This is a genomic window from Chitinophaga flava (assembly GCF_003308995.1).
In the GTDB taxonomy this organism is placed as follows: domain Bacteria; phylum Bacteroidota; class Bacteroidia; order Chitinophagales; family Chitinophagaceae; genus Chitinophaga; species Chitinophaga flava.
In genome coordinates, this window is record NZ_QFFJ01000001.1 from 305929 (window position 1) to 328595 (window position 22667).

The following is a 22667-nucleotide window of genomic DNA, read 5'->3' on the forward strand; positions in this document are numbered from 1 at the left end:
GGGCGGCCTTTTTCCGCTTTTTTTATAGCTTGTTTTTTTATCTATTCGGTTGTTGCAAGCTTTTGTTTAATCGGATTAAGACGAATGTTGCTATAATAAAGCCTACTAAGCCAGCTATCAGTACCGGATGCACGTGACCAGGTACTAGCACATACAGCATCCAGCTATTGAGCAGCAGCAGTATGGCCAGGATGATTTTGCCAGGCCATTCTTCTCTTTTATATATCGCACTATAATTTCGTTTATAGCTTCGTACTGTCATCTCCGTTAGTCGGGCCGATAGTCCTTCCGGGCAGGTGTCCAGCCCTTTTTCCTGCATGATAGGGGAAAGCGGATCGGCAGATATTTTTCTGCGTGTATTCATAACAAGTCTTTTACTTCTTTAGGTAGTAGTAATTCCAATGCGGCCTTCATGCTTTTCCGGCCTCTCAGCAACCGCATCTTAATGGCTGATTTTTTCAATGCCAGTATCGCCGCAATTTCCGTAATATCTTTTTCACCCAGATAATAGAGGGTGATCACTACACGTTCATCTTCTGTCAACTGGCGAAGCGCCAGGTCGATGTATCGTTTGCGATCTGTCTGTGTTAAGGAGCCCGTGCTCACGGCTTCTGCAGGCCACCAGACTCCATCATCAACAGGAATAGTCACCGCTTTCCGGGCATGCTCTTTTGTAAGAGCGGTATTGTATACAATGCGGTATAGCCAGGTGGAAAATTTAGCCGCTTTCCGGAAATCCCCCAATGCGCCGAAAGCCTTTACGAAGGCATCTTGTACCACTTCTTCCGCATCCTCCTTATTCAACACAATATTCCTGGCAATCGTATATGCCAGATCTTTATAGGTGGTCACCAGGTATTCAAACCCTTTCCTGTTACCCTGAATGGCCTGTTGCAAGTAATAGTCTTCCTCCTTGTGTTTGCGGTCAAGTAACATGTGCTGTTGGGCTTTGCTTGGCTGATCGTTCTAACTTAGACTATTTTTCCAGAAACAGGTCACAAAATGTGACCACTTTTCTTTTGAGCGAGTCTTACACTCGATTAACAAATATCACGCACTATGCAAACCACATCTGCCGCATTCTTCATAGCCCTGTCACTGGCGACTTTTGGTATTAGTTACTATTATTTTACCACTCGTCACAAGGAAAGAATAGCCATTATTGAAAAAGGCCTGCCGGCAGACTTTTTTAAAGGAACCGTCGACTTCAAGCCACTGATATTAACCCTGGGAATAGTATGTATCAGTATTACGCTGGGATTGGTAGCCGGCCTTTTCAGTATGCCCACGTTTCCGATACTGGGAGGCTTTGTTATCATATTTTTCATATTTCTGTTCACCGGACTGGGCTTACTGTTATCGTATTTTCTGCTGAAGAAGTTGCACAAACGGAAATAAAGTACACCGGCCTTTTCTTTCATCTCCCAAAATATATATATAAATGAAGATCTCGTCTACGGCTTTTCTATGCCTGATCATGGCGTTTTATTTGCCGGTACCGGCCACCGGACAGGATAATATAAAGTTATTTGACTCATTATTAACCAGCAGTTTTCCCGCCAACGAGCCTGGTGGCGTAGTACTCATTGCCCGCAACAATCAGGTACTTTACAGGAAGGCTTTGGGTAAAGCCAACCTGGAGCTGAACATCGATATGCAACCGGATCAGGTGTTCCGTCTGGGCTCTGTTACCAAGCAGTTTACCGCTTGCGCTATTCTTACCCTGGCGCAACAGGGAAAGTTGTCGCTGCAAGATCCGGTCACCAGGTTTATCCCGGATTATCCCCGCGGGGCCGACATCCATATAGCACAACTACTCACGCACACAGCAGGCATAAAAAATTATACCGGCTTAAGCAAATTTACCCGTGAACAGCAACGCCAGGACCTTTCAGCCCGGGAACTCGTCGATTTCTTCAGGAACGAACCACTGGATTTTGAACCGGGAACGGCGTTCAGTTATAGCAACTCCGGATATGTACTACTGGGATATATCATAGAGCAGATCACCGGAAAATCCTATGCTACCTATATCAACGAAAATTTCTTTCAACCCCTGAGCATGACCCACTCATTTTATGATGATGCTGTCACCATCATCCCGCAACGGGTACCCGGTTATAAATATACTGGTAACCATTATGAAAATGCTGGCTTCCTCAGCATGACATTACCATATGCTGCGGGCTCTCTGTTATCTAATGCAGATGACCTCCTGAAATGGTATCAGGCCCTGATGAGCGGGAAAGTGGTGAGTCACGCCGCCCTGGAAAAGGCGTATGCTTCCTCCCGGCTGTCCAATGGCCGATTAACGGGCTATGGTTATGGATGGGCTATCGGAAATGTACAAGGAAGCCGTAGTATCAAACACATAGGAATCGTAAACGGATTTGTCGCCTATGTAGTGTATCTGCCGGATGAAAAATTATTCGCCGCTATTTTGACAAACCGTGAGAATGCGCCCGATCCGGATATCTTAGCCTCACGGATGCTGGCTACCTTACTATCTAAACCTTACGACTATACGGAGATAACACTCACTGAAAGTGAACGCTCTGCTTATCAGCATACCTACGTGCTGGAAGATGGATCAAGGAAAACGGTGGCCTGTCAGGATGGAAACCTGATGTATTATAACCCCGGTGCACTAAAGGCCCGGCTGATCCCGTTGGGAAGAGACCTTTTCCGCATCAATGCTAGTCTTACCAATCTCCGGTTTGAACGGAATCAAAAAGGGCAAGTGACCAGTTTCACACAGGAAGGAACAGAACTACCGATAAAAGGCATCGCCAATAGTGATCGTGTGAGCACTTTAAAGAGGATCATCGTGTCTCCCCAACAACTGTCGGCCTATACCGGAAAATACCAGTTTAATCCCGGACCTGTTTTCGAAGTGAAGCTGGAAGATGGCCGCCTGTATGGACAGGTAGGGAACGATAAAAAAGAACTGATACCTTTTGAAACACATAAATTTTTCGCGCGGGACTTAGACGCCGTAATCATTTTTAACCTCAACGCTCAACACCATGTTACAGGACTTACAAAACTGCAGCAGGGTGAAATGAAAGCATTGATTGTAGATAGTCACGGTCATTGAAAATTACAGGGAAAAATAAACACCAATAATCACCTACTGAAAAAAAATATAATATCTTGGGGAGCAAAAATCCACACCTCAAAGCAATGGAAAGACCTATTACTGTCCCCGAAGGCGCCGTCTACAATGATGCGGACAAAGAATGGCTGTTTGGCGAAACCAATGAAAACAATCAACGCATTGGCCTTTGGAAAATATGGCATATAGAAGGCTACCACTGGGTAACCATCGATTACCGTGATGGTATCCCTCCCTACCCTACCCAACGTTTTCACCCCGATGGCACTGTATCACAGGATGGTGAATGGTATGGCGGTGATAAATATGTAGGCCCGTTACGCCTGATAAAAAGTGACCATCCTACTCCTGAATATTTTCCTCCCAACAACGGCGCTAATGTATGGGCCGCGGAATTTGACTATGTAGACGAATACATTTACAATGCCCAACATTATTTCGACAGAGATAACAATGAGGTGAGTTCTGATGGCGATCCCTTGCCGGAAAGACCCGACAATGTTCCTGCACGCGCGCATTTTGTCAGATTACCCTACTCTGCAACCAACTGGATAATGGGCACGGTCGATACCCGTATCGGCAATTATATTGGTGAATATTTTGAATGGGATCTGAATGGCAACACGGTGGTACATAGAGTTTACAACACTTCCGGTGGTGTGTTGGAAGACTACCGGTATGAAGACGGCGCGTTAACCATCTCCTATCTGTATGATAAAGACGATCCCAACGACTACGAGAATAGTTACTACTACAGGGGTACAGCCACGCCTGTCGCGAAAGTCCGAACGGTTCATCGCAACAAGAAAAAAGATGTGACCAACACGTATTTTGATAAAGCAGGCCAGGAGCTTTATTCCGTACGCCGGGAAGAGTTATCTGCTGTTCATAAGCGAAGATATTTTAACGGCGAACTGGTTTGTGAAGGGCATCTCTCCGCCGACAAACACAGCATCCCCGAAAGTGCCGTCTACTATGCTGCCGGGGGCAGCACGCTCATCGACTTCACTAATAATGGTGATGGTACCGGCACCTGGCGCCTTTACGACCCGGCTGGACAAATGTTACGGCAACTTACCGTCACAGAGGAACTGGATGATCATTTCCGGTTGATAAGATGGGATGCCTTTATACCTTCCTGGGGTGGTTATGATGTAAATACCACCCGCACTGATTGGGAAAGTGTGGCAGTCCTGTTCAACCGGCACTACGATGAATTGAATGCTAAACATAAACTGTATGCACTGGAAGTACCCGTATACCTGCAGAAAGAGCTGGAGACCATCGACTGGGAGACCATCGACGCCTACCATAGCGATGGCGGGGCCGAACTCCCAATTGGTATCAACGGCATGCTTTCGGAAGACGAAACAGTAGCCAGTATAGCCAGCGAAATGCTCTGGAAGGAGATAGAACAACAAGGCACCTTGTATGCATCGACATTCAAAGTAGCAGCGATACTGGCGCGCATGCTGCCCCACTATCAACACTTGCCGGCTGTGCAACTGCGACTGGTAGAATTCCTGTATACCATCCTCGACTTAACTTATATCAGTGATATGGGTGATTTATACACGGAGCTGATCGGGGCTATTGCTCCTTTGGAGTCTACGCTTCTGCAGTGGGCTGTTAATGATGACACTGACGTTGCTCGTATGGCGCAATACATACTGGTATATGCTGGCAATGATGCTACAGAGCAATTCCTGCTAAATGAGTGGCAAAACACGGAGCACAGCAGCACAAGAAGAGGATACGCCATCTATTCACTGACGGATTTTTATGCCATCAGGGATCAAAACAATAAACTGCTTGCAACTTATTCTACAGCATTCGATACTGAAGCAGATGCATTTGTCCGTTTTGTGATGGCAGCACAGCTGGTACTACTCACCTCCCAAAACGCCCAGGATGCCTGGCTGACGGAGTTATTACATGCACTAGCCAATCATGAAGCACTCGATGATGACTACTGTAACATGATGCCTTTCACTGGTGACATCGATAACGTACACGAATATATTTTAGTGGTGCTGCGTAAATCCAGACCTGATGTATTGGAAAAGAATATGGAGTCACTCATCGATGCACTACCTGCTATGTACTCGTTGAAACAGATCAGTTACCTGCGGACAATATTGGAGGTGTTGTTCAAAAGTGAAACTGCGTTGGACGATATCACGCCAATCAGGAAGAAAGCCTTGTTGGCAGCAGCGGATCTAACTGCAAAGGATCCTGGATTTATCAATCTTATTGAGATATTTAAGCCGTATGGCTTGCCGTATGAAGCCTATGCGTTAAGGCAATTAGCGGAAGCATAAAATGAAAACGCAGGAGATGATCTCCGGCGTTTTTATTTTCCATATTTACAATGAGCATATTTATAAAAATCCTTTTTTACTGAACGCTTAACGCTTCTTCAATTCTTGCTGGCGTTTTGTCTTCACTTGGCCGCGAAGCATCACTGTCAAATATTTTTCCGTCTCTTCCAATGATCACATCGCGTGGAACACCCTGGATATTAAAGGCTTTAGCAACGGCGCTTTTCATACCACCAACAGACAACAGGTGAATACCTTCTATTTTATCATCCTCGATGGCTTTTCTCCAGGACGCTTCTTTATCATCTACACTGATGTAAAGGAAAACCACATCCTTATTATCCTTAAATTTCTCATGTAGTTTAGGGCTGCCATTTTTCATCTCATAGCGGCAGGGAGCACACCAGCTGGCCCAGAAGTCCATGTAAATCACTTTACCGGAATTATACCTGACTCCATCCCCCATTATTGCCAATAAAGTGGGAAATTCAGTATGGGGAGCTACTATTGGTACATAGAAAAATAAGAGCAAAGCTACAAACTACTTAACGTAGTTTGTAGCTTTGCTCTTCTGTTCTCTTAACAGATAACGGTAATTGACGTTCTAAAACATCAAACTATTAGTATCTGGGTCTAAATCCAGGCCTTGGGCCGGATCTGGAGAAACGATTATTTTCTGGTCTTTCAGGTTTTGGACGAGCCTCATACACTACTATTGTCTGGCCATTAACTACTGAATTATTCAGTTCCTTAATTGCCTGTACTGCATTGGAATCGTCTGGCATTTCAACGAATGCAAAGCCTTTAGAACGGCCACTGTACTTATCATAAGCCACATTAATACTATATACAACTCCAAATGGGTCAAATAAAGACCATATCTCATCTTCAGTTGTTCTGTCGCCTATATTACCTACAAAAATATTCACAAATATAATTTTAATTCAACACATATATACTACTGAAAAACAGGGGCTGAGGAAGAAAAAAGAAGCCCAAACTAAATCAGAAGAAGCCAAATATTACCTTGTTAAAGGTAGGGCAATAAATTGGATATTACAGGATTAATTTATGGGGGATAATAGATAACTTACTAAAATAGCCCCCATCACCGCCCCCAGGCCTTTCATATCAATTTAACCGTCCATTACCTCCGGAATTACAGCGGAAGTCCGGAGAACTCGTAACCCGGCCCAGGCACCATATCAGCTATAAGCGATAACACCGGCTGGGATTATAAGATCAACAATAGAGATAATAAATATTCGATAATGCATCCTTTATTATGGATTTAGGAGTTACAATTTGAATAAAAGCATCTACAGCACATTAAAGATCAGCATTATCATAAGCAATTCGACCTACCTTCTTTAAAGTCGATCTAATTCCAGCAATCTAATTGTGACTTCTTTGCCTCAATGATTGATAATGCTTCCTTATTTTGATTTTTTTGCAGTTGATCTTTGGGTTACCCCATTCTAATGGGTAATAGATTTTTGCCCATTCCGTGTAGGCCTTGACATTACATTGATAGTCAAAAAAAAACCGCTCTTAGAGCGGTTTTTTTTTGTGGTGCCCAGAACAGGAATCGAACCTGCACTCCGTTGCCGAAACAAGATTTTGAGTCTAGCGCGTCTACCAATTCCGCCATCTGGGCAATCTTTTACAAGACCTCTCCGCGTCAATTGCGGGATGCAAATGTAGAAAATCTTTTTTTAATCTGCAAAATAAATTTCAACTATTCGCAAAAAATTCTTGCGTAAGAATTTACAGTAAATTGAAGTATGGAAAAAAAGATCTCAATAGGACTTATCAGGGAAGAAAAACAACCACACGACAACCGTGTGGCTTTTACGCCCAAACAATGCCAATGGATCATGCACCATTTCCCGCAGGTGGAAATACTGGTACAACCCTCCTCCCATCGCTGTTTTAAGGATGAAGAATATCAAAGGGCGGGCATCACACTGCAGGAAGATCTCGGCCAGTGCCAGCTGCTGTTGGGTATCAAGGAAGTACCGCCGGAATATCTCATCGCTAACAAAACCTACCTTTTCTTTAGCCATACCAAAAAGAAACAACCGTATAACCAGCATATGCTGCAGGTAATCCTGGAAAAAAATATCACACTGATAGATTATGAATGCCTCGTGCACCCCGACGGACAGCGGATCCTGGGCTTCGGCTTCTTTGCCGGAGTAGTGGGCGCGCATAATGGATTGCAGGCCTTAGGCCGGAAAACAGGCACCTTCTCTTTTAAGCCGGTACATACCTGCCACGACTTCCAGGAACTGATCTCTCATTATTTCGGCATCAAATTGCCTCCGATGAAAATCGTCCTCACCGGCTCTGGCCGCGTGGCTGCGGGCGTGCTGGAGATCATGGGACTCCTGGGTATCAAATACATCCCGCCGGAAGAATATCTCATCAATCAATACGCCTATCCCGTTTATACCCAATTGAAAGCCGGAGAACTTTATCTGCGCAAAAATGATAAAACATATAGCCGGGCCGACTTTCACGCCCATCCCGAAAGCTATGAATGCCGCTTCCGCCCATATGTAACGGTCAGCGATATACTGATGAACGGCATTTACTGGGACCATAACATCCCTCCCCTGTTCTCTCCGGATGACCTGAAAAAAGAAAACTTCCGCATCCGGGTGATCGCCGACATTACAGATGATACCAACGGCTCCGTACCCTGCAACCTGGGCGACAGCACCATTGAAGACCCTGTATATGGCGTAATAAAAGCCACCATGCAACAAACAGCACCCTATCTCCCTGATACAGTGGATATGATGTGTGTAAGCAACCTGCCCAACGAACTGCCCCGGGATGCCTCCCAGTACTTCGGTGACCAGATCATGAAATATGTTTTTGAAGAATTACTGAGGGAACATAGCCCCATGATAGCCCAGGCTACCATCGCGGCAAACGGAATGCTTACCGAGCCGTTCGCCTATCTCGAAGACTACGTACATCCCCTATAACTTGAGGTAATAAGGCCGCAGCAAGGCCTCAAAGGCAGGAGTATAATGGTTGTTTTCATCATAAATGGCCAACTCTTCTGTCTCAGTATGGCCCTGGGTTTTGCTGAAGATACCGGTGGCCCGGAAATACCCGTGTTTTACACTTTGTTTTACGCGTAATATTTTCCGGAGATGATAACCTTTTGTTGATGCCAATGCCGTGAACACTTCAAACTGCACATAGGGTAATAACACTGAAAACTCACCTCCCTCCCGGAGATTACGGCCGATAGCGTCCAACAGGTCGGCATAACTAAGGTTGGTGGCATGCATGGCCTGGTCTTTCTGCGCATGCCCGCTCTTCAGAGCAGCTTCATAAAACGGTGGGTTAGTGATAATAAAATCAAAAGGCTGAGGGGCCGTCATTTTTCGTATATCCTCCTGCGTTAGCACCAGACGGTCCGCCCATGGTGAAGCCTGAAAATTAGCCGCAGCCTGCATAGCAGCTGCGGGGTCCAGCTCTACAGCCGTTACCGGTACCGGCACCTCCTGTGCCAGCATCAGGCTAAGCAGACCGGTGCCGGCTCCTATATCCAGTATAGCCGACACCGTTATATCAGTAGCAGACAGGTACTGCGCGGTAAAAGCACCCTGTATACAGGCGTCTGTACATACTTTCATCGCGCAATGCGCCTGATCTACCTTAAACTGCTTGAATTGGAAAAATGTATTAGCCATTCTTATTTTTGCTCCATCTCAATTGACAAATTAGGCATCCGCAGATTACGGTGCACAGACACCGGCCTCGCCTGCCTTACCTCCAGGGCTTGTATATCTTCACTACCGGCCACCTGTTGTGGCAAAGGTTGCACATACATTATCTGCGGTACATTACGGTGGATAGCCCATACAGACTGCTTTGCAAAACGGCTGTAAAACTTCACTACCAGCTGGTTTTTACCTGCTTTTAAAGGCAACAGCAGTACTTCCGTTTGTTTACCACCTCTTTCAGGATTGTTATACACTACCTGTTCTTCACCGTTCAAATATACAGCGATCCCGTCTCCACTGGTAAATCCTACCAGGTAGTTGCCTGCAGCAGGAGCTGTAACTTCCTGTAATATGTACCAGCCCAGGTTACGGTCACCCGGCATGGTTTGTAATTCATCATTTTTCCAGTCAGCACGCAACGTCCATGATTTGCCAGCTTTGGCAGACAATGGCTTCGACACATCAACATGCCGCAAATCACCGTGTACACCGTCAATACCTGACCAGTAAGGACCGGAATAATACATCGGACTCCATTGCAGCTGCTCCGGATGATTGTTCAGTTTTTTGGGCACTCCCTTGTTAAGGGTAATTTCACGCGGTACACCATTGAGGGTGAAACGCACTGCCCTGTCCTGTTCCGCGGCACTATACACCACGCTGAGGTGAGCAGGCTTGCCAGCGGTGAAAGTCCAGCGGTCGCCTACCTGGCTGCGGTAATAGCTATCGTAATCAATACCGGAGAAACTGTATAAAGGGGTAGCATTAGCCCTGCTCAATACAGTCGGGTTTTTCAACAGATGTACCGGCACAATATCTACCCTATCCTTACAACTAAGCGCCAGCACCCGAACGGTTTTGTCAGGTACCTGGAACCCGGCTGGCAGCTGGATAAAAGTCGCACCATTTCTAACGGACACTTTACACTGCAGCTTTTTACTGCCTTCCAGGAGGCTCACCTGCATCACCTGGCTGGTTAGCCCGGGCAGTGTGATAATCCCGCCCGCAGGCGTTTGCAGCAGGTGCAGATATAATTTCCCAGGTTTGGTGGTTACCTCTCCCCAGGCAAACGTAGTATCAAAGGGATTGGCTTGTGCGCCGTAAATGGCTTCCCCATTATGTTTCAGCCACTCGCCATTGGCCAGCAGCACTTCTTTTTCAAAATCCACCACTGATCCATCTCCGCGCGGGCCAATGTTCAGCAGGTAGTTACCGCCACGGCTCACCACTTTAATAAGCCCTTCCAGCTTCTCATGCGCCTTGTCTGCTACAGGACCATGTTGCTGCCAGGAGCGGTAGCCCCAGGTTTCGTCATATACAGAAGCCGGTGTTTGCCAGGCAGAAGCAATTTTATAGTCCGGATACTGGTTGTCGCCCATTACACAAAAATCACCGGCATCATTGCCCAGCCGGCCGCTTACCATACAACCAGGCTGCAGATGATGAACGATTTCTGCCAGGTCCTCGCTCTGGGTGGATGTCAGAGAGCCCATATCAAACCATATCTCAGATACAGGGCCGTAGTTGGTCATCAACTCCGTTACCTGTTTTTTATTGAACTCATGGTGTTCGGGAGTGATAGGGTCGCTGTTGCTGCTGGAGATAGGATAAGCTTGTGGGAAATGCCAGTCTATCAGAGAAAAATACATCCCGAATTTCAAGCCATGCCGCTGGCATGCATCCGACAGCTCCTTCAGCACGTCCCGTTTAAACGGTGTGGCATCTACCACATTATAATCCGTATAAGCGGAATGGAACATACAAAAACCATCATGATGTTTGGAGGTCATCACTACCGACTTCATACCAGCCGCTTTGGCCAGCAGTACAATAGAATCGGCATTCCAGTGCTGCGGATTAAACTGTTTGGCTACATCGCCATATACATCGCTGTAGATCCCGGCATGTGACTGTATCTGCTCACTGTAGCCACGGGTGACAGGCTTGCCCTCCCACACACCGCCCAGGGTGGAATAAATAGCCCCCCAGTGAATGAACATGGAATACTTCTGGTTCTTCCAGCCGTTCTGCAATACCGTGTCTTGTGCCAGGGCCGCAGTGGAGACAGACAACCCCCATAAAAAAATGATGATTTTCTTCATAATACAACAAGTCCTTTTGATATGCCTACAGGTCCTGTAGGAAAGGGTTAAAGCTAAATCGTTAAACTAAAAGAAAGGGATAGCATCTTCTCCTTTAGTAGTGGTAAATTGACTGCTACAGCCCATAACGTGCTGGTATTCCTACCCTTGCATCCACATATCTACCGGATATACTAAAACGCGGCCCTGGCCGTAGGTACGGCATCCAGCGGGGAAAACTCGCCGGCCAGGTACTTGTAATATGCTGTAATAGCGATCATACCGGCGTTATCAGTACAGTACTCAAACTTAGGGATATAGGTGCGCCAGTTATATTTTTCTCCATATTCCTGCAAAGCGGCCCTCAGTCCACTGTTGGCACTCACTCCGCCCGCAATGGCCACATCCCGCACACCTGTTTCCTTAGTGGCCTTCAGCACCTTGTTGAGCAGGATGCTGATGATACGCCCCTGGATGGAAGCACAGATATCAGGCAGGTTTTTGCTGATGAAATCCGGGTCCTGCTGCTGATTCTCCTGCAGGAAATACAAAATAGCTGTTTTCAGACCGCTGAAACTGAAGTTCAGTTCAGGGATACGCGGCTCCGGAAACTTAAAACGGTTAGGGTCTCCTGTTTGGGCATATTTATCAATTAACGGACCGCCGGGATAAGGCAGGCCCAGGATTTTGGCACTTTTATCAAAGGCTTCGCCGGCCGCGTCATCCAGGGTTTCGCCGATAACCCGCATTTTAAGCGGACTTTCACACAACACAATCTGGGTATGTCCTCCGGATACCGTCAGGCAAAGAAAAGGGAAGGAAGGTTTGGGATCGTCAATAAAATTAGCCAGCACATGCGCCTGCATATGATGCACCCCTATCAGCGGAATATCCAGGGCCATAGCCATGGATTTGGCAAAACAACTACCTACCAGCAGGGAGCCTATCAGGCCCGGTGACTGAGTAAATGCAATGGCACTCAGCTCCTCCGCTTTCACACCCGCTGTACGCAGGGCAATATCCACTACCGGCACTATATTTTCCTGATGAGCCCGGGAGGCCAGTTCAGGAATCACGCCTCCGTACTGTTCATGTACTTTCTGGTTCGCTATATGGTTGGAAAGGATCTTTCCGTCTACCAGCACTGCCGCACCGGTGTCGTCACAGGAAGATTCAATCGCTAGTATTTTCACTGACATAAGCGGCAAAAATAAACAAAAAAGGCGGGAAAACTCCCGCCTCTTCTATATACTTACTATCCATTATTTCGTTTCCTGTATGCACTCTATCCGCACCACCCGGCCTCCCATGCAGTTCGACGGCCTGTCCTTCAGCTCCATAAAATCAAATCTTACTGTCTGGCCCGCCTTCAGGGTAAACCCCGGATTGGCAAACTCTACCGGTTGCAGTGTGGTGCCGTCTTTCATGGTTATCACCAGCCCGCAACCGTCGATACCACTCATATCCTTTACCTCGCCCGTATACCGGCATGTACTGATCGGCGGTGACGTTTTGCACGCTGCAAATATAATCAGAACAGTTAATAGCCGCACTGTTTTCATAACAGATTATTTGAGGGATGATCATTAATTGCTCCTGATCGCCACTACCGGGTCTAGTTTGCTGGCAAAATAGGCAGGTATAAAGCCGGCCAGGATACCCACCACCGCAGAAATAGACAATCCCAGCACAATGTTGTTCAGGGAAAGGAACATCTGGAAGGCGCTTACCAAATTTATGACAACTGTACAGAGATATACCAGCACCAGCCCTAAAGCTCCCCCAATAAGACATAAAAGTACCGCTTCCATCAGAAATTCCGCCAGAATAATCCCCCTCTTAGCTCCTATGGCTTTTTTCAGACCAATAATGGCGGTTCTTTCCTTCACCGTCACAAACATAATATTGGCTATCCCGAAAGCCCCTACGATCAGGGCGAAGATGGCAATAAAGAAGCCGCCTACGTTGATCGCACCAAAAATGGAATTAAGGCTGTCACTGGCAGAACTAATCTCATTCAGGGCAAAATCATCATCTTCTTTGGGTTTCAACCGGTGGGCTGCCCGCAAAACCCCTTTCAGCTCGTCTTTCAGCTGGCTCATAGATGCACCGGGCTTGGCCTTCACCAGAACATACGGGTCTGCAAAACGACGCTCATCCACCAACGTACGGGCAAAACGGTATGGCACTATAATCCCGTTGTCATAATTCAACCCGCCTATCATGCTTTCCCCCTTTTTCTTCAATACCCCTACAATCTTCACATCCCGGCCCATTACCCGCACAGTTTTACCCAATGCCTGCTCTGCAGAAGGGAAAAGCCCATCCCAGATAGTGGCTCCCAGGATGCCCACATTAACACCACTGTTACACTCCGTATTGGCGAAAAAACGGCCATGAGAGATCTGTAGCTGCTGAATCCTGTCAAAATCATTACTCACCGCCATCAGAGACACCCCTTCCATATAATCATTCCCATATTCTACCTTTTTGTTGGCCACATCAAAGTTGAAAGAGGAAAAACTGGCGCTCTGCACCTTATCCTGTATTACCCGGAAATCCTTGTACTCCGGTACCGGCCGGTTCATATATTTCCACCAGGGATAATCTCCGTTACCCCCCCAGGGCCATTTCTGGACGTATATAACATCATCACCCAGTTGAGCCAGGTCTGTACGGATATTCTTTTCGAGGCTGTTGGTGAGCGTAAAAACAGCAATTATACAGAAGATACCGATGGTGATACCCAGCAGCGACAAAAAAGTACGCAACTTGTTCACCCGCAGCTCCTGTATAGCCATCTTCAAACTAGTCACTAATATTTTAAGGGTTGCTATCATATTCCAAATTTAACGGATTTATCTACTCACTTCAAGCCAATAAACACGAAATATAGCCGGAAAAAAAAATTAGTTACCTTTGCAGCCATTTTTTGGTTATATATGAAGTACGCTAACGAAATAAATAAAAGAAAATCCTTTGCTATCATCGCCCACCCGGACGCCGGTAAAACCACCCTCACAGAGAAATTCCTCCTGTTTGGCGGCGCCATTCAGACTGCCGGCGCGGTGAAATCCAACAAAATCAAGAAGCACACCACTTCCGACTTCATGGAAATAGAACGGCAAAGAGGCATCTCCGTAGCTACTTCCGTAATGACCTTCGAATATCGTGATATTCTGGTCAACCTGCTGGATACCCCCGGCCACAAAGACTTTGCGGAAGACACCTACCGCACCCTCACCGCAGTAGACAGCGTTGTACTGGTAATCGACTGCGTAAAAGGGGTGGAAGAACAAACCGAAAGACTGATGGAAGTATGCCGCATGCGCGATACTCCGGTAATCATCTTCGTCAATAAAATGGACCGCGATGGTAAGTATCCCTTCGACCTGCTCGATGAACTGGAAGAAAAACTGAGCATCCGCGTAAGACCCCTCAGCTGGCCTATCAATATGGGTAAGGACTTTAAAGGTGTATACAACCTTTACGACAAAAGTTTCGTCGCTTTCCAGCCCAATAAAAAAGCTACTGACGAAGACGTAGTAGCACTGCCAGACCTCAGCAGCAGCTTCGTGGACGAGCACTTCGACAGCATCGATGCCGCTCAGCTCCGTGGCGATGTGGAACTGATAGAAGGCGTGTACGACACCTTCAACAATGAAGAATACCTCCAGGGTAAACTGGCACCTGTATTCTTTGGGAGTGCCGTTAACAACTTCGGTGTAAAGGACCTCCTCGATACCTTCGTGGATATTGCTCCTGTACCCCGCAACCGGGAATCCTCTATCCGTGAAATCGATGTTCACGAAGAAAAATTCAGCGGATTTGTATTTAAAATCCACGCCAACCTGGATCCCCGTCACCGCGATCGTATCGCCTTCCTCCGCGTTTGCTCCGGCAAATTCGAAAGAAATAAATTCTATCATCACGTTCGCCTCGACAAAGACGTGCGCTTCAGCAACCCTTACAGCTTCCTGGCCCGTGAAAAAAATATTGTGGACGATGCCTTCCCTGGCGACGTAGTAGGCCTGTTCGATACCGGCAACTTCAAAATCGGTGATACCCTCACCGAAGGTGAAAACTTCTACATCACCGGCATCCCCAGCTTCTCACCCGAACTGTTCAAGGAACTGGTCAATAAAGACCCGATGAAAACCAAACAGCTCGAAAAAGGTATCCGTCAGCTCACAGATGAAGGAGTTGCCCAGCTGTTCACTCAACATGGCGGTAACCGCAAAATCATCGGTTGCGTAGGTGACCTCCAGTTTGAAGTTATCCAGTACCGTCTCCTCCAGGAATATGGCGCCGCTGCCCAGTTCAATACCCTGCCTTTTTATAAGGCCTGCTGGATCACCGGACCTAAAAACAAAATCGAGGACTTCATCCGCTTCAAATCTTCCAATATCGTGGAAGACAAAGACGGCCACCTCGTTTATCTCGCCCAGTCCGAATGGTACCTCAACACAGAAAGAACCAACAACCCGGACATTCAGTTCAACTTCACTTCCGAAATACATAAATAATTGTATTCCAATAAATAAGAAAAGAGGGTGTATCACTAGCGGATACACCCTCTTTTCTTATTTATCAGGATAAGCTTATTCTGCCCTTTGGTACGGGAAAATATATTCTTCTATAGTCCCATCCCGCTTCCCTACTACTCTGGCTTCCAGATGGTCTTCATCTTTAAACCGGTAGGTTATTTTCTGCGGAAAACCATTTTCCAGGTCTTCAGCCACAAAACCAATCACTTTCAGTACCCGCAGCTTCAGCCGTATGGGCAACGGGGAAGTCTGGCCTGCATAGGCTGGAATAAAGAAGATATCGTTGCCATGGCGCACCAGCTGAACAGACTGCTGCAAGGCACTATCTGCTCCTGTCACCCGCCAGGTCCTGCCTGCCCAGGTAGAGTCGTTGGTCCGGCTCCAGGTCTCCACGACCGTGCCCCTCCGGGTTTTGTATACCCAGGTGCCGGCAAGTTTGTCGAGCATCCCGAAATCAGCAGGGCGTACCTGCGCGGCGGCCGTCAGGCTTCCTGCCAGCAGAAGCAGTAGCACAAGGCTATTGCTCCACCACAGCTTCTTCTCCATAGATCTGATGTTTATATTTAAGGGAAGGCGATGCCACAAACGGGCCTATCTGCAGGTCCTTCCAGATGGCATCAACTTTACGGATGGTAGCATCGTCGGCAACGATGATATTAGGCCAATCACGTTCGAAATTATCGAGCAGTCTGGTTTTCAGTGTCCCGTCCATACCAATGGCGCCAATATAACGGCCGGCCTGGCTGGCAGGTTTGTTGATCACAAAACTATCGCGTTTAGGGTCCATGTTATTACAGAAACGCCACAAGGCAGAAGCCAGGTCAGTTACGTCTACTGTATGCTCCACATACAGCACCATCTTCACACCTGCCAGTGCAGGCAGGGCATACAACTGCTCATTCAGCTCCCGCACATGGAAAGGACGGTTTTTCTGTATCGCAACAAGGATACAAGGGATGTCCATTGCCAGCAGGCTGCTGTTGATATCCTTTATCTCCGGGAACTGCCGCATGATAGAGGCTTTGTCTATATCACGCGGAGCGACAGCCTCCAGGTAGGTATTGTCTGTTTCTTCCTCGTATTTACGGGTGCCATCGATACACATTTTACCACCAAAGCCCATTTTGGAACAGGAGTGGTCCAGTACGTCCATAGGACCCTGGCTCAGATAGATGTCTGTAGCAGGATTGAGATGACGGAACACATACTGCGCCAGCTTCTTGTAATCCGTGATATCTTCTCCCTCATCAGCAACGACCAGTATTTTGTTGAACATCATTTGTCCGGCGCCCCACATGGCGTTCATCACTTTCTGAGCCTGACCGGCGTAGTCTTTCTTGATCTGGGCGATGACCAGGTTATGGAACACGCCTTCCACCGGCATTTCCATGTTGATGATTTCCGGTACCAGCGTCATTTTGATGGGTGCCAGGAAAATACGCTCGGTGGCTTTACCGATCCAGGCGTCTTCCTGTGGAGGGATACCTACTATCGTAGACGGGTATACGGCATCTTTACGATGGGTGATGGCGGTTACATGGAAACGGGGATACCAGTCGGCCAGTGAATAATAACCGGTATGGTCGCCAAACGGACCTTCCCATATCAGGTCTTCTGCCGGGTCTACATATCCTTCGATCACAAAGTCCGCATCTGCAGGCACTTCTATCTCCGGCTGGGTAATACATTTTACCAGTTCTACCTTCTTTTTACGAAGGAAACCTGCCAGCATGTATTCATCCACGTTTTCGGGGAGTGGTGCAGTGGCTGAATAGGTATATACCGGATCGCCGCCCAGCACTACTGCTACCGGCATCCGCTTGTTCAGCTTTTTATATTCCATGAAATGTTTGGCAGACACCTTATGTTTGTGCCAGTGCATACCGGTCATATCTTTTTCGAAGACCTGCATGCGATACATGCCTACGTTGCGGCTGCCGGTGAGCGGATCTTTGGTATGGATCACGGGCAGGGTGATAAAGGGACCACCATCTTTGGGCCAGCAAGTGAGTACGGGCAGTTTTCCGAGGTCGGGGTTAGCCATTACTACTTCCTGGCAGCTGCCTTTGCCGCTGACTACCTTGGGCATCCAGGAAGCAAACTGTCCCAGCTTGGGCAGCATGGCCAGTTTGTCGAGTATGCTCTCCTTGGGTTTGGACAGCATTTTAAAGAGATCTTCTATTTCCCTGGTAACATCATCCAGTTCCTGTACGCCCAGTGCCATGCACATACGTTTATAGCTGCCCATGGAGTTGATCAGTACCGGAAAATCGTAGCCAGTATTTTCAAACAGCAGGGCTTTGCCCCCGCCGGGCATTTTACTTACCCTGTCGGTAATTTCCGCTATTTCGAGCTTTGGGTCTACAAATGTGCTGATGCGCAGCAGCTCACCTTCCTGTTCCAGCTTCTCTATAAAATGCCTGAGATTTTTATATGCCATGTTAAATAATCTAATAAACCAGTCAACAAAAGTAAAGATCCCGCGCCGCAATAAAAAATGCCCCCCGGTATTATACCAGGAGGCATCTCATTTATCTGTTCTCAGTTATCAATTGGCAATGGTCACACCTGCGTGGAAAACCGCTCTGGGTCTGGGCGCGTAGTACGGCCTTGGAGGCGGTGGCGGAACCGGCACCGGTACTGCTACCGGGTAATAGGCTGGTTCTGCATATACTACCCTTCTTCTCGGGCGATAACAATCGTCGTCTTCCCAGCGGCGGCAGTCTCTGTCTCTTTCCTTCCAGTATTTACGTTCCCATTTGTCGCAATGTTTTTCATGTCCATAGCCGTGGCCCCAGCCTCTCTGGGCGTAAGTAGTAGCTACCGTGCCACCCAGGAGCAGCATGATCAGGAATACTTTTTTCATGTTTTTGGTTTTTTTTAAGATCGGTTGGCAAATAAATGTTGTGGTGTGTTGTTACAGGTTGTACAGTGTAACGGCAGTATTGGAAGCATAATAAGCACCCGGATATCCAACGTAGCTATACCTGTATCTGTGACCGTGATGATGGTGTTTGTGTTTTTTGTAGTGTTTGCGATGTCCTGGTGGAATTGGTCTCGCTGGCCGGTGCAGATGTGGTGGTCTTGGTGGCAGCGGAGGCCTTGGTGGCAGCGGCGGATGCGGAAGATGCCTTGGAACCGGAGGCGCTGGTGGCAGTGGTGGTCTCGGTGGACGATGCTGTGCAAATAAGCTGACAGCACCAACCAACAACATCACCGCGGCTAAATATATAATCTTCTTCATGGCACTACTTATTTTTTAACAATACAGGTGAATGCATACCAGCTTATTTTACAGTCATTTTGTTTCATTACTCTCTCCGCGATTTGTGAACTATTTTCCAGCTACTTTAAGCTGGTGGCTGCGATTCTTTACCTGTTTAAACAAATAAATTCAACAACTATGCCAATAAAAAAATCCCGGCTCAACAGGGCCGGGATACAGTTTATAAATGGACTTTATTGGGGGTTGAAAGTCAGGTCGAGATTGTCAAACATTATGCCAACATAACTGTGATTCATCTGATTTTTAGTGATTTTTCCTGATATCGATGCGAAGATAAACTGTGATGAATACTGGCTTTTTATGATGCTCCTGGTATAAAAGCAAAGCCCTCATTGATACCAATGAGGGCTTCGCTTTTATCTTCGATATTAATCTTCTATGTTAATCTCCGCTATCAGGAGCATCGGAAAAATCAGTATTCATTACCGTTACAATCTTACGGGGCATCTGGTGGCTTTCACCTTACCCCATCCTCCACTGCCGCCACCGAGGCGATAAGTAATGGTAATGCCTGAGAAGGAATACCAGTCTTTATGTTTGGCGGAGCCACGTATAGTGCCGTCTGGCGGATAAACGCCCGGGGTCTGTTTGCCGGTAAGTTCGTCACCACGGAAGGCCATGTCTACCGCTTTCTGACCACGGTAGGCCAACAGCGTATTCTGATCTACATAGTTGGTGCTTACATCATCCAGATAATCGGTGGTGGTAGGTCTTAAACCTATTTCAAAACCCAGTGTCCAGTTGTCGTTGAGCATTGCTTTAAAACCGGCCCCCATCGGGAAGGAGAAAGCAAAGAGATCATAAGGCTGACGCTGAGGATATTGCGGAAGACCCTGTCCTTCGGTACCCAGCGGGCGTAAACGCACTCTGTTACCGGACATGTCTTTGGCAGTAGGATCAAAACCAAAGCCCCCCACTCCTATGAACACATAAGGGGTAAATCTTTTTTCATCCAAATCCAGAAAGTTAATTTCCGCAATCAGGCTACCTTCAAAAATATTGGATTTAAAGCTGAGGTTACGGGCTTTAAGCGCTTCTGATGCATTGGTACTGTCGGCACCGGTGGCAATGCCCCAGGTAAATCCGGCACGAAGGGTGAGGTAACGGTTGATGTCTTTTCTGACAAGCAGACCAAGCGCCGGACGGGTATACCGCATGTCTACCTTTTGCTGTACAAGGTCTCCACTGTAATTACTAATACCGGCAAAAGCACCTATATGCCAATCCTGTGCAAAGCTGAAAAAGGGTAATGCCATGGACAACAACAGTGTTCCGGTAAATTTTCTGAATTTCAAAGTATTTGGTTTTAAGAGGTTAGTCCTAATCAACTGCTTAATTTAACGTTTCTGGTAACAGTTTTATTTGGTTCGGTCTTTTACAAAAGTTTCAGTCCCAACAAAAAGCCATTAAAGATGTAAAAATAAACTAATAAACCAATTAAGTAATACGCTGATCAAACAAATAGGGAGAAAACCCATCAGCAACGGATATACGACCATCCTTCAGCCTGTCTTTCCACCAGGTGGGCTACCGCTGCCGGCACTACCTGCACAAAGGAAAGCAGCTGGTCCATCTTTAGCTGTTTACCATTGATCGTGTTCTGGCAGATGAGCCAGCTGACAGCCCTGTCGTAAAGATCCTCCACCTTGCCGGCCAGGGGATTGCCGGCAGCAAACAACAATCCATAGGCATCTCCATGCACTACTACTTCCACAGTTATACGCACCTGCCGGTCATGATAATATTGCAGCAGGTTGTTTAACTGTCCCAGCATGGCTTTCTGAGCCTCCGGGGTGGAAGAAGTGATCTGGAAAACTACTTTCATGGGAACAAACCTACTGAAATACAGGTAATAAGAAAAAAATTACTGGTGGATGTTATCCTTAATCTTCAGATAATCCGCCGGCATCCCGTGCCGGTCCGTTGGGGTCTTTATGGTTCTGCAACTGCAGGCTGTTCAGCCTTTCCTGTAACTCCTTATACTTCAGGGTAGCCTCCTTTAACTGGAATACCAGGGAGGCTGACCGGATCTCCTGCTGGTGAAGATTCACCTCTGCGGCCAACAATGATTTCCGCTGGTGGACCAGTACTCTCCAGCATAGATAGAGCACAGTCCCCAGCAATAATAATAAGGGCACCAGTATATACAATACCGTGGCAACGCTGTTGCCGGACTCCTGTACCGGCACAACCCCGTCCTGTACAGTATCACTGCTGGCACATCCCCCTAAGAGTAATGGCAGGACTAAATATCGGATGTAAGATGAGAGTTGCAATGTCTTTTAATGGCGTTCCTGGTTAAATAACCCTATGGTTAAAATTATTGAATCAGACAGAGAAAAAATTGTCCATTCTGGCTTTTTTTAATGCAAATTGTTAGTAACATTGGGGGTAAATCGACTGGAAAAATTACATCAGCAGAACAAGAATTTAAGTCTTCACGTTATAGATCATTGGTTGTCAATCTTTAATTTTTTTTCTCAAAAAAACAAGGACGTTACGCTCAAAAAAAATTATATTGGTTGATAAGTATAATATCAACCGTACCCTGATAAGTCTTGTAAGGATAATGCTACCCAAAAACGTCCCATGAAGTAACCAAAAACCGTGTATGTCAAAATCCGCCAATCCTACCAAACAACAACTTGAACAACTTGCCCTGCAGGGACTTTCCTTTGCTGATGACCATGTAAGCGATGTTTTCAGCATCAAAGACGTGTCTGACCGCCTCGGAATCTCCTACTCCTACTTCTATCACAGCTTCGCAGACTATATGGGAGAACCCTTCTGGCATTACGTTAAACGTCATCGCCTCGAACTCTCTGCCGGTCTGCTCCGCCATAGTGGTCACTCCATCGGTGTTATTGCCGACCTTTGCGGCTATGCCACCACAGCGGCTTTCAGTAAAGCTTTCAAACAGCATTTTAAGGAGAGTCCTAAAGAGTTTCGCCGTATCGCGGAACTGCCCAACGAAAAAAGGACCATTCATATTATCGAAACTATCACCACCGTCGCCGGCACTGATATCTTTGGCAATTTCTTCCAATACGACCGCGGCGACAAAGTGCATCTGCCCGACAGTATGCTCTACTACTCCCTGCTCTCACGCGGCCAGAACCCTATCGGAGAAATGATTGCCAAAATGAACCAATACTACAGCATCTTCAGCAAAATACTGGGACAGGTGGAAGTACCGCAAGCCAAAGTCATCACCGGCACTCTCGACTCCGTACCAGTAACCGACTACGAAAAAATCTCCATTTTCGCAGGTGTCAGCATTCCCCTCACAGCTATTGCCGCCCATCATCATATGGACAACACCTTTCCTTACCTGATGAAGAAACGTATCCCCGGAGGGCACTTCCTTCGGCTGCCGGTTCCCATGGACTTTGCTACCGCCGGGATCCCTATGTACAACTTCATTAACCAGAACTGCAAGGAAGGTAATTTCAAAATGAGCGGCAATCACTTTTTTATGTCACTCAACGGCACACAAAGCTGTGAAATATACATTCCGTTATTACGTAAACACTACTGAATTGTAGTTGTGATTTTGATCATGCTAATGATG

22 protein-coding genes and 1 tRNA gene are annotated in these 22667 nt (G+C 46.9%); 6 read left to right on the forward strand and 17 right to left on the reverse strand.

What is annotated here, in order from left to right:
• Nucleotides 1-37: 37 nt before the first annotated feature.
• The gene (locus tag DF182_RS01080; RefSeq protein WP_113613847.1) at nt 38-364 is read right to left on the reverse strand and encodes a hypothetical protein; all 327 of its coding nucleotides are present in this window, start codon (nt 362-364) and stop codon (nt 38-40) included.
• Nucleotides 361-936, reverse strand: coding sequence for an RNA polymerase sigma factor (locus DF182_RS01085; RefSeq protein ID WP_113613848.1), 576 nt, complete (start codon nt 934-936; stop codon nt 361-363). Before DF182_RS01085 ends, DF182_RS01080 begins: the two co-directional genes overlap by 4 nt.
• 123 nt (nt 937-1059) lie before the next feature.
• Here DF182_RS01085 and DF182_RS01090 point away from each other — a divergent pair, with 123 nt between their 5' ends.
• From DF182_RS01090 to DF182_RS01100, 3 genes are all read left to right on the forward strand, one after another.
• Nucleotides 1060-1398 carry a DUF6249 domain-containing protein gene (locus DF182_RS01090; RefSeq protein ID WP_113613849.1) on the forward strand — a complete coding sequence of 113 codons (339 nt, stop codon included), beginning with the start codon at nt 1060-1062 and terminating at the stop codon, nt 1396-1398.
• A gap of 43 nt (nt 1399-1441) precedes the next feature.
• Complete coding sequence (locus DF182_RS01095; RefSeq protein WP_113613850.1) at nt 1442-3097, forward strand: serine hydrolase; 1656 nt, start codon at nt 1442-1444, stop codon at nt 3095-3097.
• A gap of 86 nt (nt 3098-3183) precedes the next feature.
• A complete protein-coding gene (locus DF182_RS01100) occupies nt 3184-5436 on the forward strand; it encodes a hypothetical protein (RefSeq protein WP_113613851.1) in 2253 nt (750 codons plus the stop codon).
• A 76-nt stretch (nt 5437-5512) separates the two neighbouring features.
• Here the strand turns inward: DF182_RS01100 and DF182_RS01105 are convergent, their stop codons facing one another.
• From DF182_RS01105 to DF182_RS01115, 3 genes are all read right to left on the reverse strand, one after another.
• The gene (locus tag DF182_RS01105; RefSeq protein WP_113613852.1) at nt 5513-5902 is read right to left on the reverse strand and encodes a TlpA family protein disulfide reductase; all 390 of its coding nucleotides are present in this window, start codon (nt 5900-5902) and stop codon (nt 5513-5515) included.
• A 154-nt stretch (nt 5903-6056) separates the two neighbouring features.
• Entirely contained in the window at nt 6057-6365 is a 309-nt protein-coding gene (locus DF182_RS01110; protein WP_113613853.1) for an RNA recognition motif domain-containing protein, read from the reverse strand.
• Nucleotides 6366-7006: 641 nt separating this feature from the next.
• A tRNA-Leu gene (locus DF182_RS01115) sits at nt 7007-7093 on the reverse strand.
• Nucleotides 7094-7220: 127 nt separating this feature from the next.
• Here DF182_RS01115 and DF182_RS01120 point away from each other — a divergent pair.
• Nucleotides 7221-8432: an NAD(P)-dependent oxidoreductase gene (locus DF182_RS01120; protein WP_113613854.1), complete on the forward strand. Its 1212-nt coding sequence runs from the start codon at nt 7221-7223 to the stop codon at nt 8430-8432.
• On the opposite strand, the gene DF182_RS01125 is transcribed toward DF182_RS01120, so the two are convergent.
• From DF182_RS01125 to DF182_RS01145, 5 genes are all read right to left on the reverse strand, one after another.
• Nucleotides 8427-9149, reverse strand: a complete 723-nt coding sequence (locus tag DF182_RS01125) for a tRNA1(Val) (adenine(37)-N6)-methyltransferase (RefSeq protein WP_113613855.1) — start codon at nt 9147-9149, stop codon at nt 8427-8429. The two genes, DF182_RS01120 and DF182_RS01125, sit on opposite strands and share 6 nt — an antisense overlap.
• Nucleotides 9150-9151: 2 nt before the next feature.
• Complete coding sequence (locus DF182_RS01130) at nt 9152-11284, reverse strand: alpha-L-fucosidase (protein ID WP_113613856.1); 2133 nt, start codon at nt 11282-11284, stop codon at nt 9152-9154.
• A 173-nt stretch (nt 11285-11457) separates the two neighbouring features.
• Nucleotides 11458-12462, reverse strand: coding sequence for a tRNA (adenosine(37)-N6)-threonylcarbamoyltransferase complex transferase subunit TsaD (gene tsaD / locus DF182_RS01135; protein WP_113616726.1), 1005 nt, complete (start codon nt 12460-12462; stop codon nt 11458-11460).
• Between the two features lie 63 nt (nt 12463-12525).
• Nucleotides 12526-12825: a hypothetical protein gene (locus DF182_RS01140; RefSeq protein ID WP_113613857.1), complete on the reverse strand. Its 300-nt coding sequence runs from the start codon at nt 12823-12825 to the stop codon at nt 12526-12528.
• Between the two features lie 24 nt (nt 12826-12849).
• On the reverse strand, nt 12850-14103 hold the full coding sequence (locus DF182_RS01145) for an ABC transporter permease (RefSeq protein WP_113613858.1): 1254 nt from the start codon (nt 14101-14103) through the stop codon (nt 12850-12852).
• 102 nt (nt 14104-14205) lie between these two features.
• Between DF182_RS01145 and DF182_RS01150 the strand changes: the two genes are divergently transcribed.
• The gene (locus DF182_RS01150) at nt 14206-15789 is read left to right on the forward strand and encodes a peptide chain release factor 3 (protein ID WP_113613859.1); all 1584 of its coding nucleotides are present in this window, start codon (nt 14206-14208) and stop codon (nt 15787-15789) included.
• 75 nt (nt 15790-15864) lie between these two features.
• On the opposite strand, the gene DF182_RS01155 is transcribed toward DF182_RS01150, so the two are convergent.
• The 7 genes from DF182_RS01155 to DF182_RS01185 all read right to left on the reverse strand — a co-directional run bounded on the left by DF182_RS01155 (nt 15865) and on the right by DF182_RS01185 (nt 21285).
• Complete coding sequence (locus tag DF182_RS01155) at nt 15865-16356, reverse strand: DUF6265 family protein (RefSeq protein WP_113613860.1); 492 nt, start codon at nt 16354-16356, stop codon at nt 15865-15867.
• On the reverse strand, nt 16328-18250 hold the full coding sequence (locus DF182_RS01160; RefSeq protein WP_113613861.1) for a menaquinone biosynthesis decarboxylase: 1923 nt from the start codon (nt 18248-18250) through the stop codon (nt 16328-16330). The genes DF182_RS01155 and DF182_RS01160 overlap by 29 nt, the downstream gene beginning before the upstream one ends.
• Nucleotides 18251-18358: 108 nt before the next feature.
• Nucleotides 18359-18676 carry a hypothetical protein gene (locus DF182_RS01165; protein ID WP_113613862.1) on the reverse strand — a complete coding sequence of 106 codons (318 nt, stop codon included), beginning with the start codon at nt 18674-18676 and terminating at the stop codon, nt 18359-18361.
• Nucleotides 18677-18727: 51 nt separating this feature from the next.
• The gene (locus tag DF182_RS32235) at nt 18728-19054 is read right to left on the reverse strand and encodes a hypothetical protein (RefSeq protein WP_153259986.1); all 327 of its coding nucleotides are present in this window, start codon (nt 19052-19054) and stop codon (nt 18728-18730) included.
• Nucleotides 19055-19524: 470 nt separating this feature from the next.
• Nucleotides 19525-20391, reverse strand: a complete 867-nt coding sequence (gene porG / locus DF182_RS01175; RefSeq protein ID WP_113613864.1) for a type IX secretion system protein PorG — start codon at nt 20389-20391, stop codon at nt 19525-19527.
• A gap of 182 nt (nt 20392-20573) precedes the next feature.
• Nucleotides 20574-20921, reverse strand: a complete 348-nt coding sequence (locus tag DF182_RS01180; protein ID WP_113613865.1) for a DsrE family protein — start codon at nt 20919-20921, stop codon at nt 20574-20576.
• A gap of 58 nt (nt 20922-20979) precedes the next feature.
• Complete coding sequence (locus tag DF182_RS01185) at nt 20980-21285, reverse strand: hypothetical protein (protein WP_147243308.1); 306 nt, start codon at nt 21283-21285, stop codon at nt 20980-20982.
• A 422-nt stretch (nt 21286-21707) separates the two neighbouring features.
• On the opposite strand from DF182_RS01185, the gene DF182_RS01190 reads away from it, so the two are divergent.
• Entirely contained in the window at nt 21708-22634 is a 927-nt protein-coding gene (locus tag DF182_RS01190) for a helix-turn-helix transcriptional regulator (RefSeq protein WP_113613867.1), read from the forward strand.
• Nucleotides 22635-22667 lie beyond the last annotated feature (33 nt).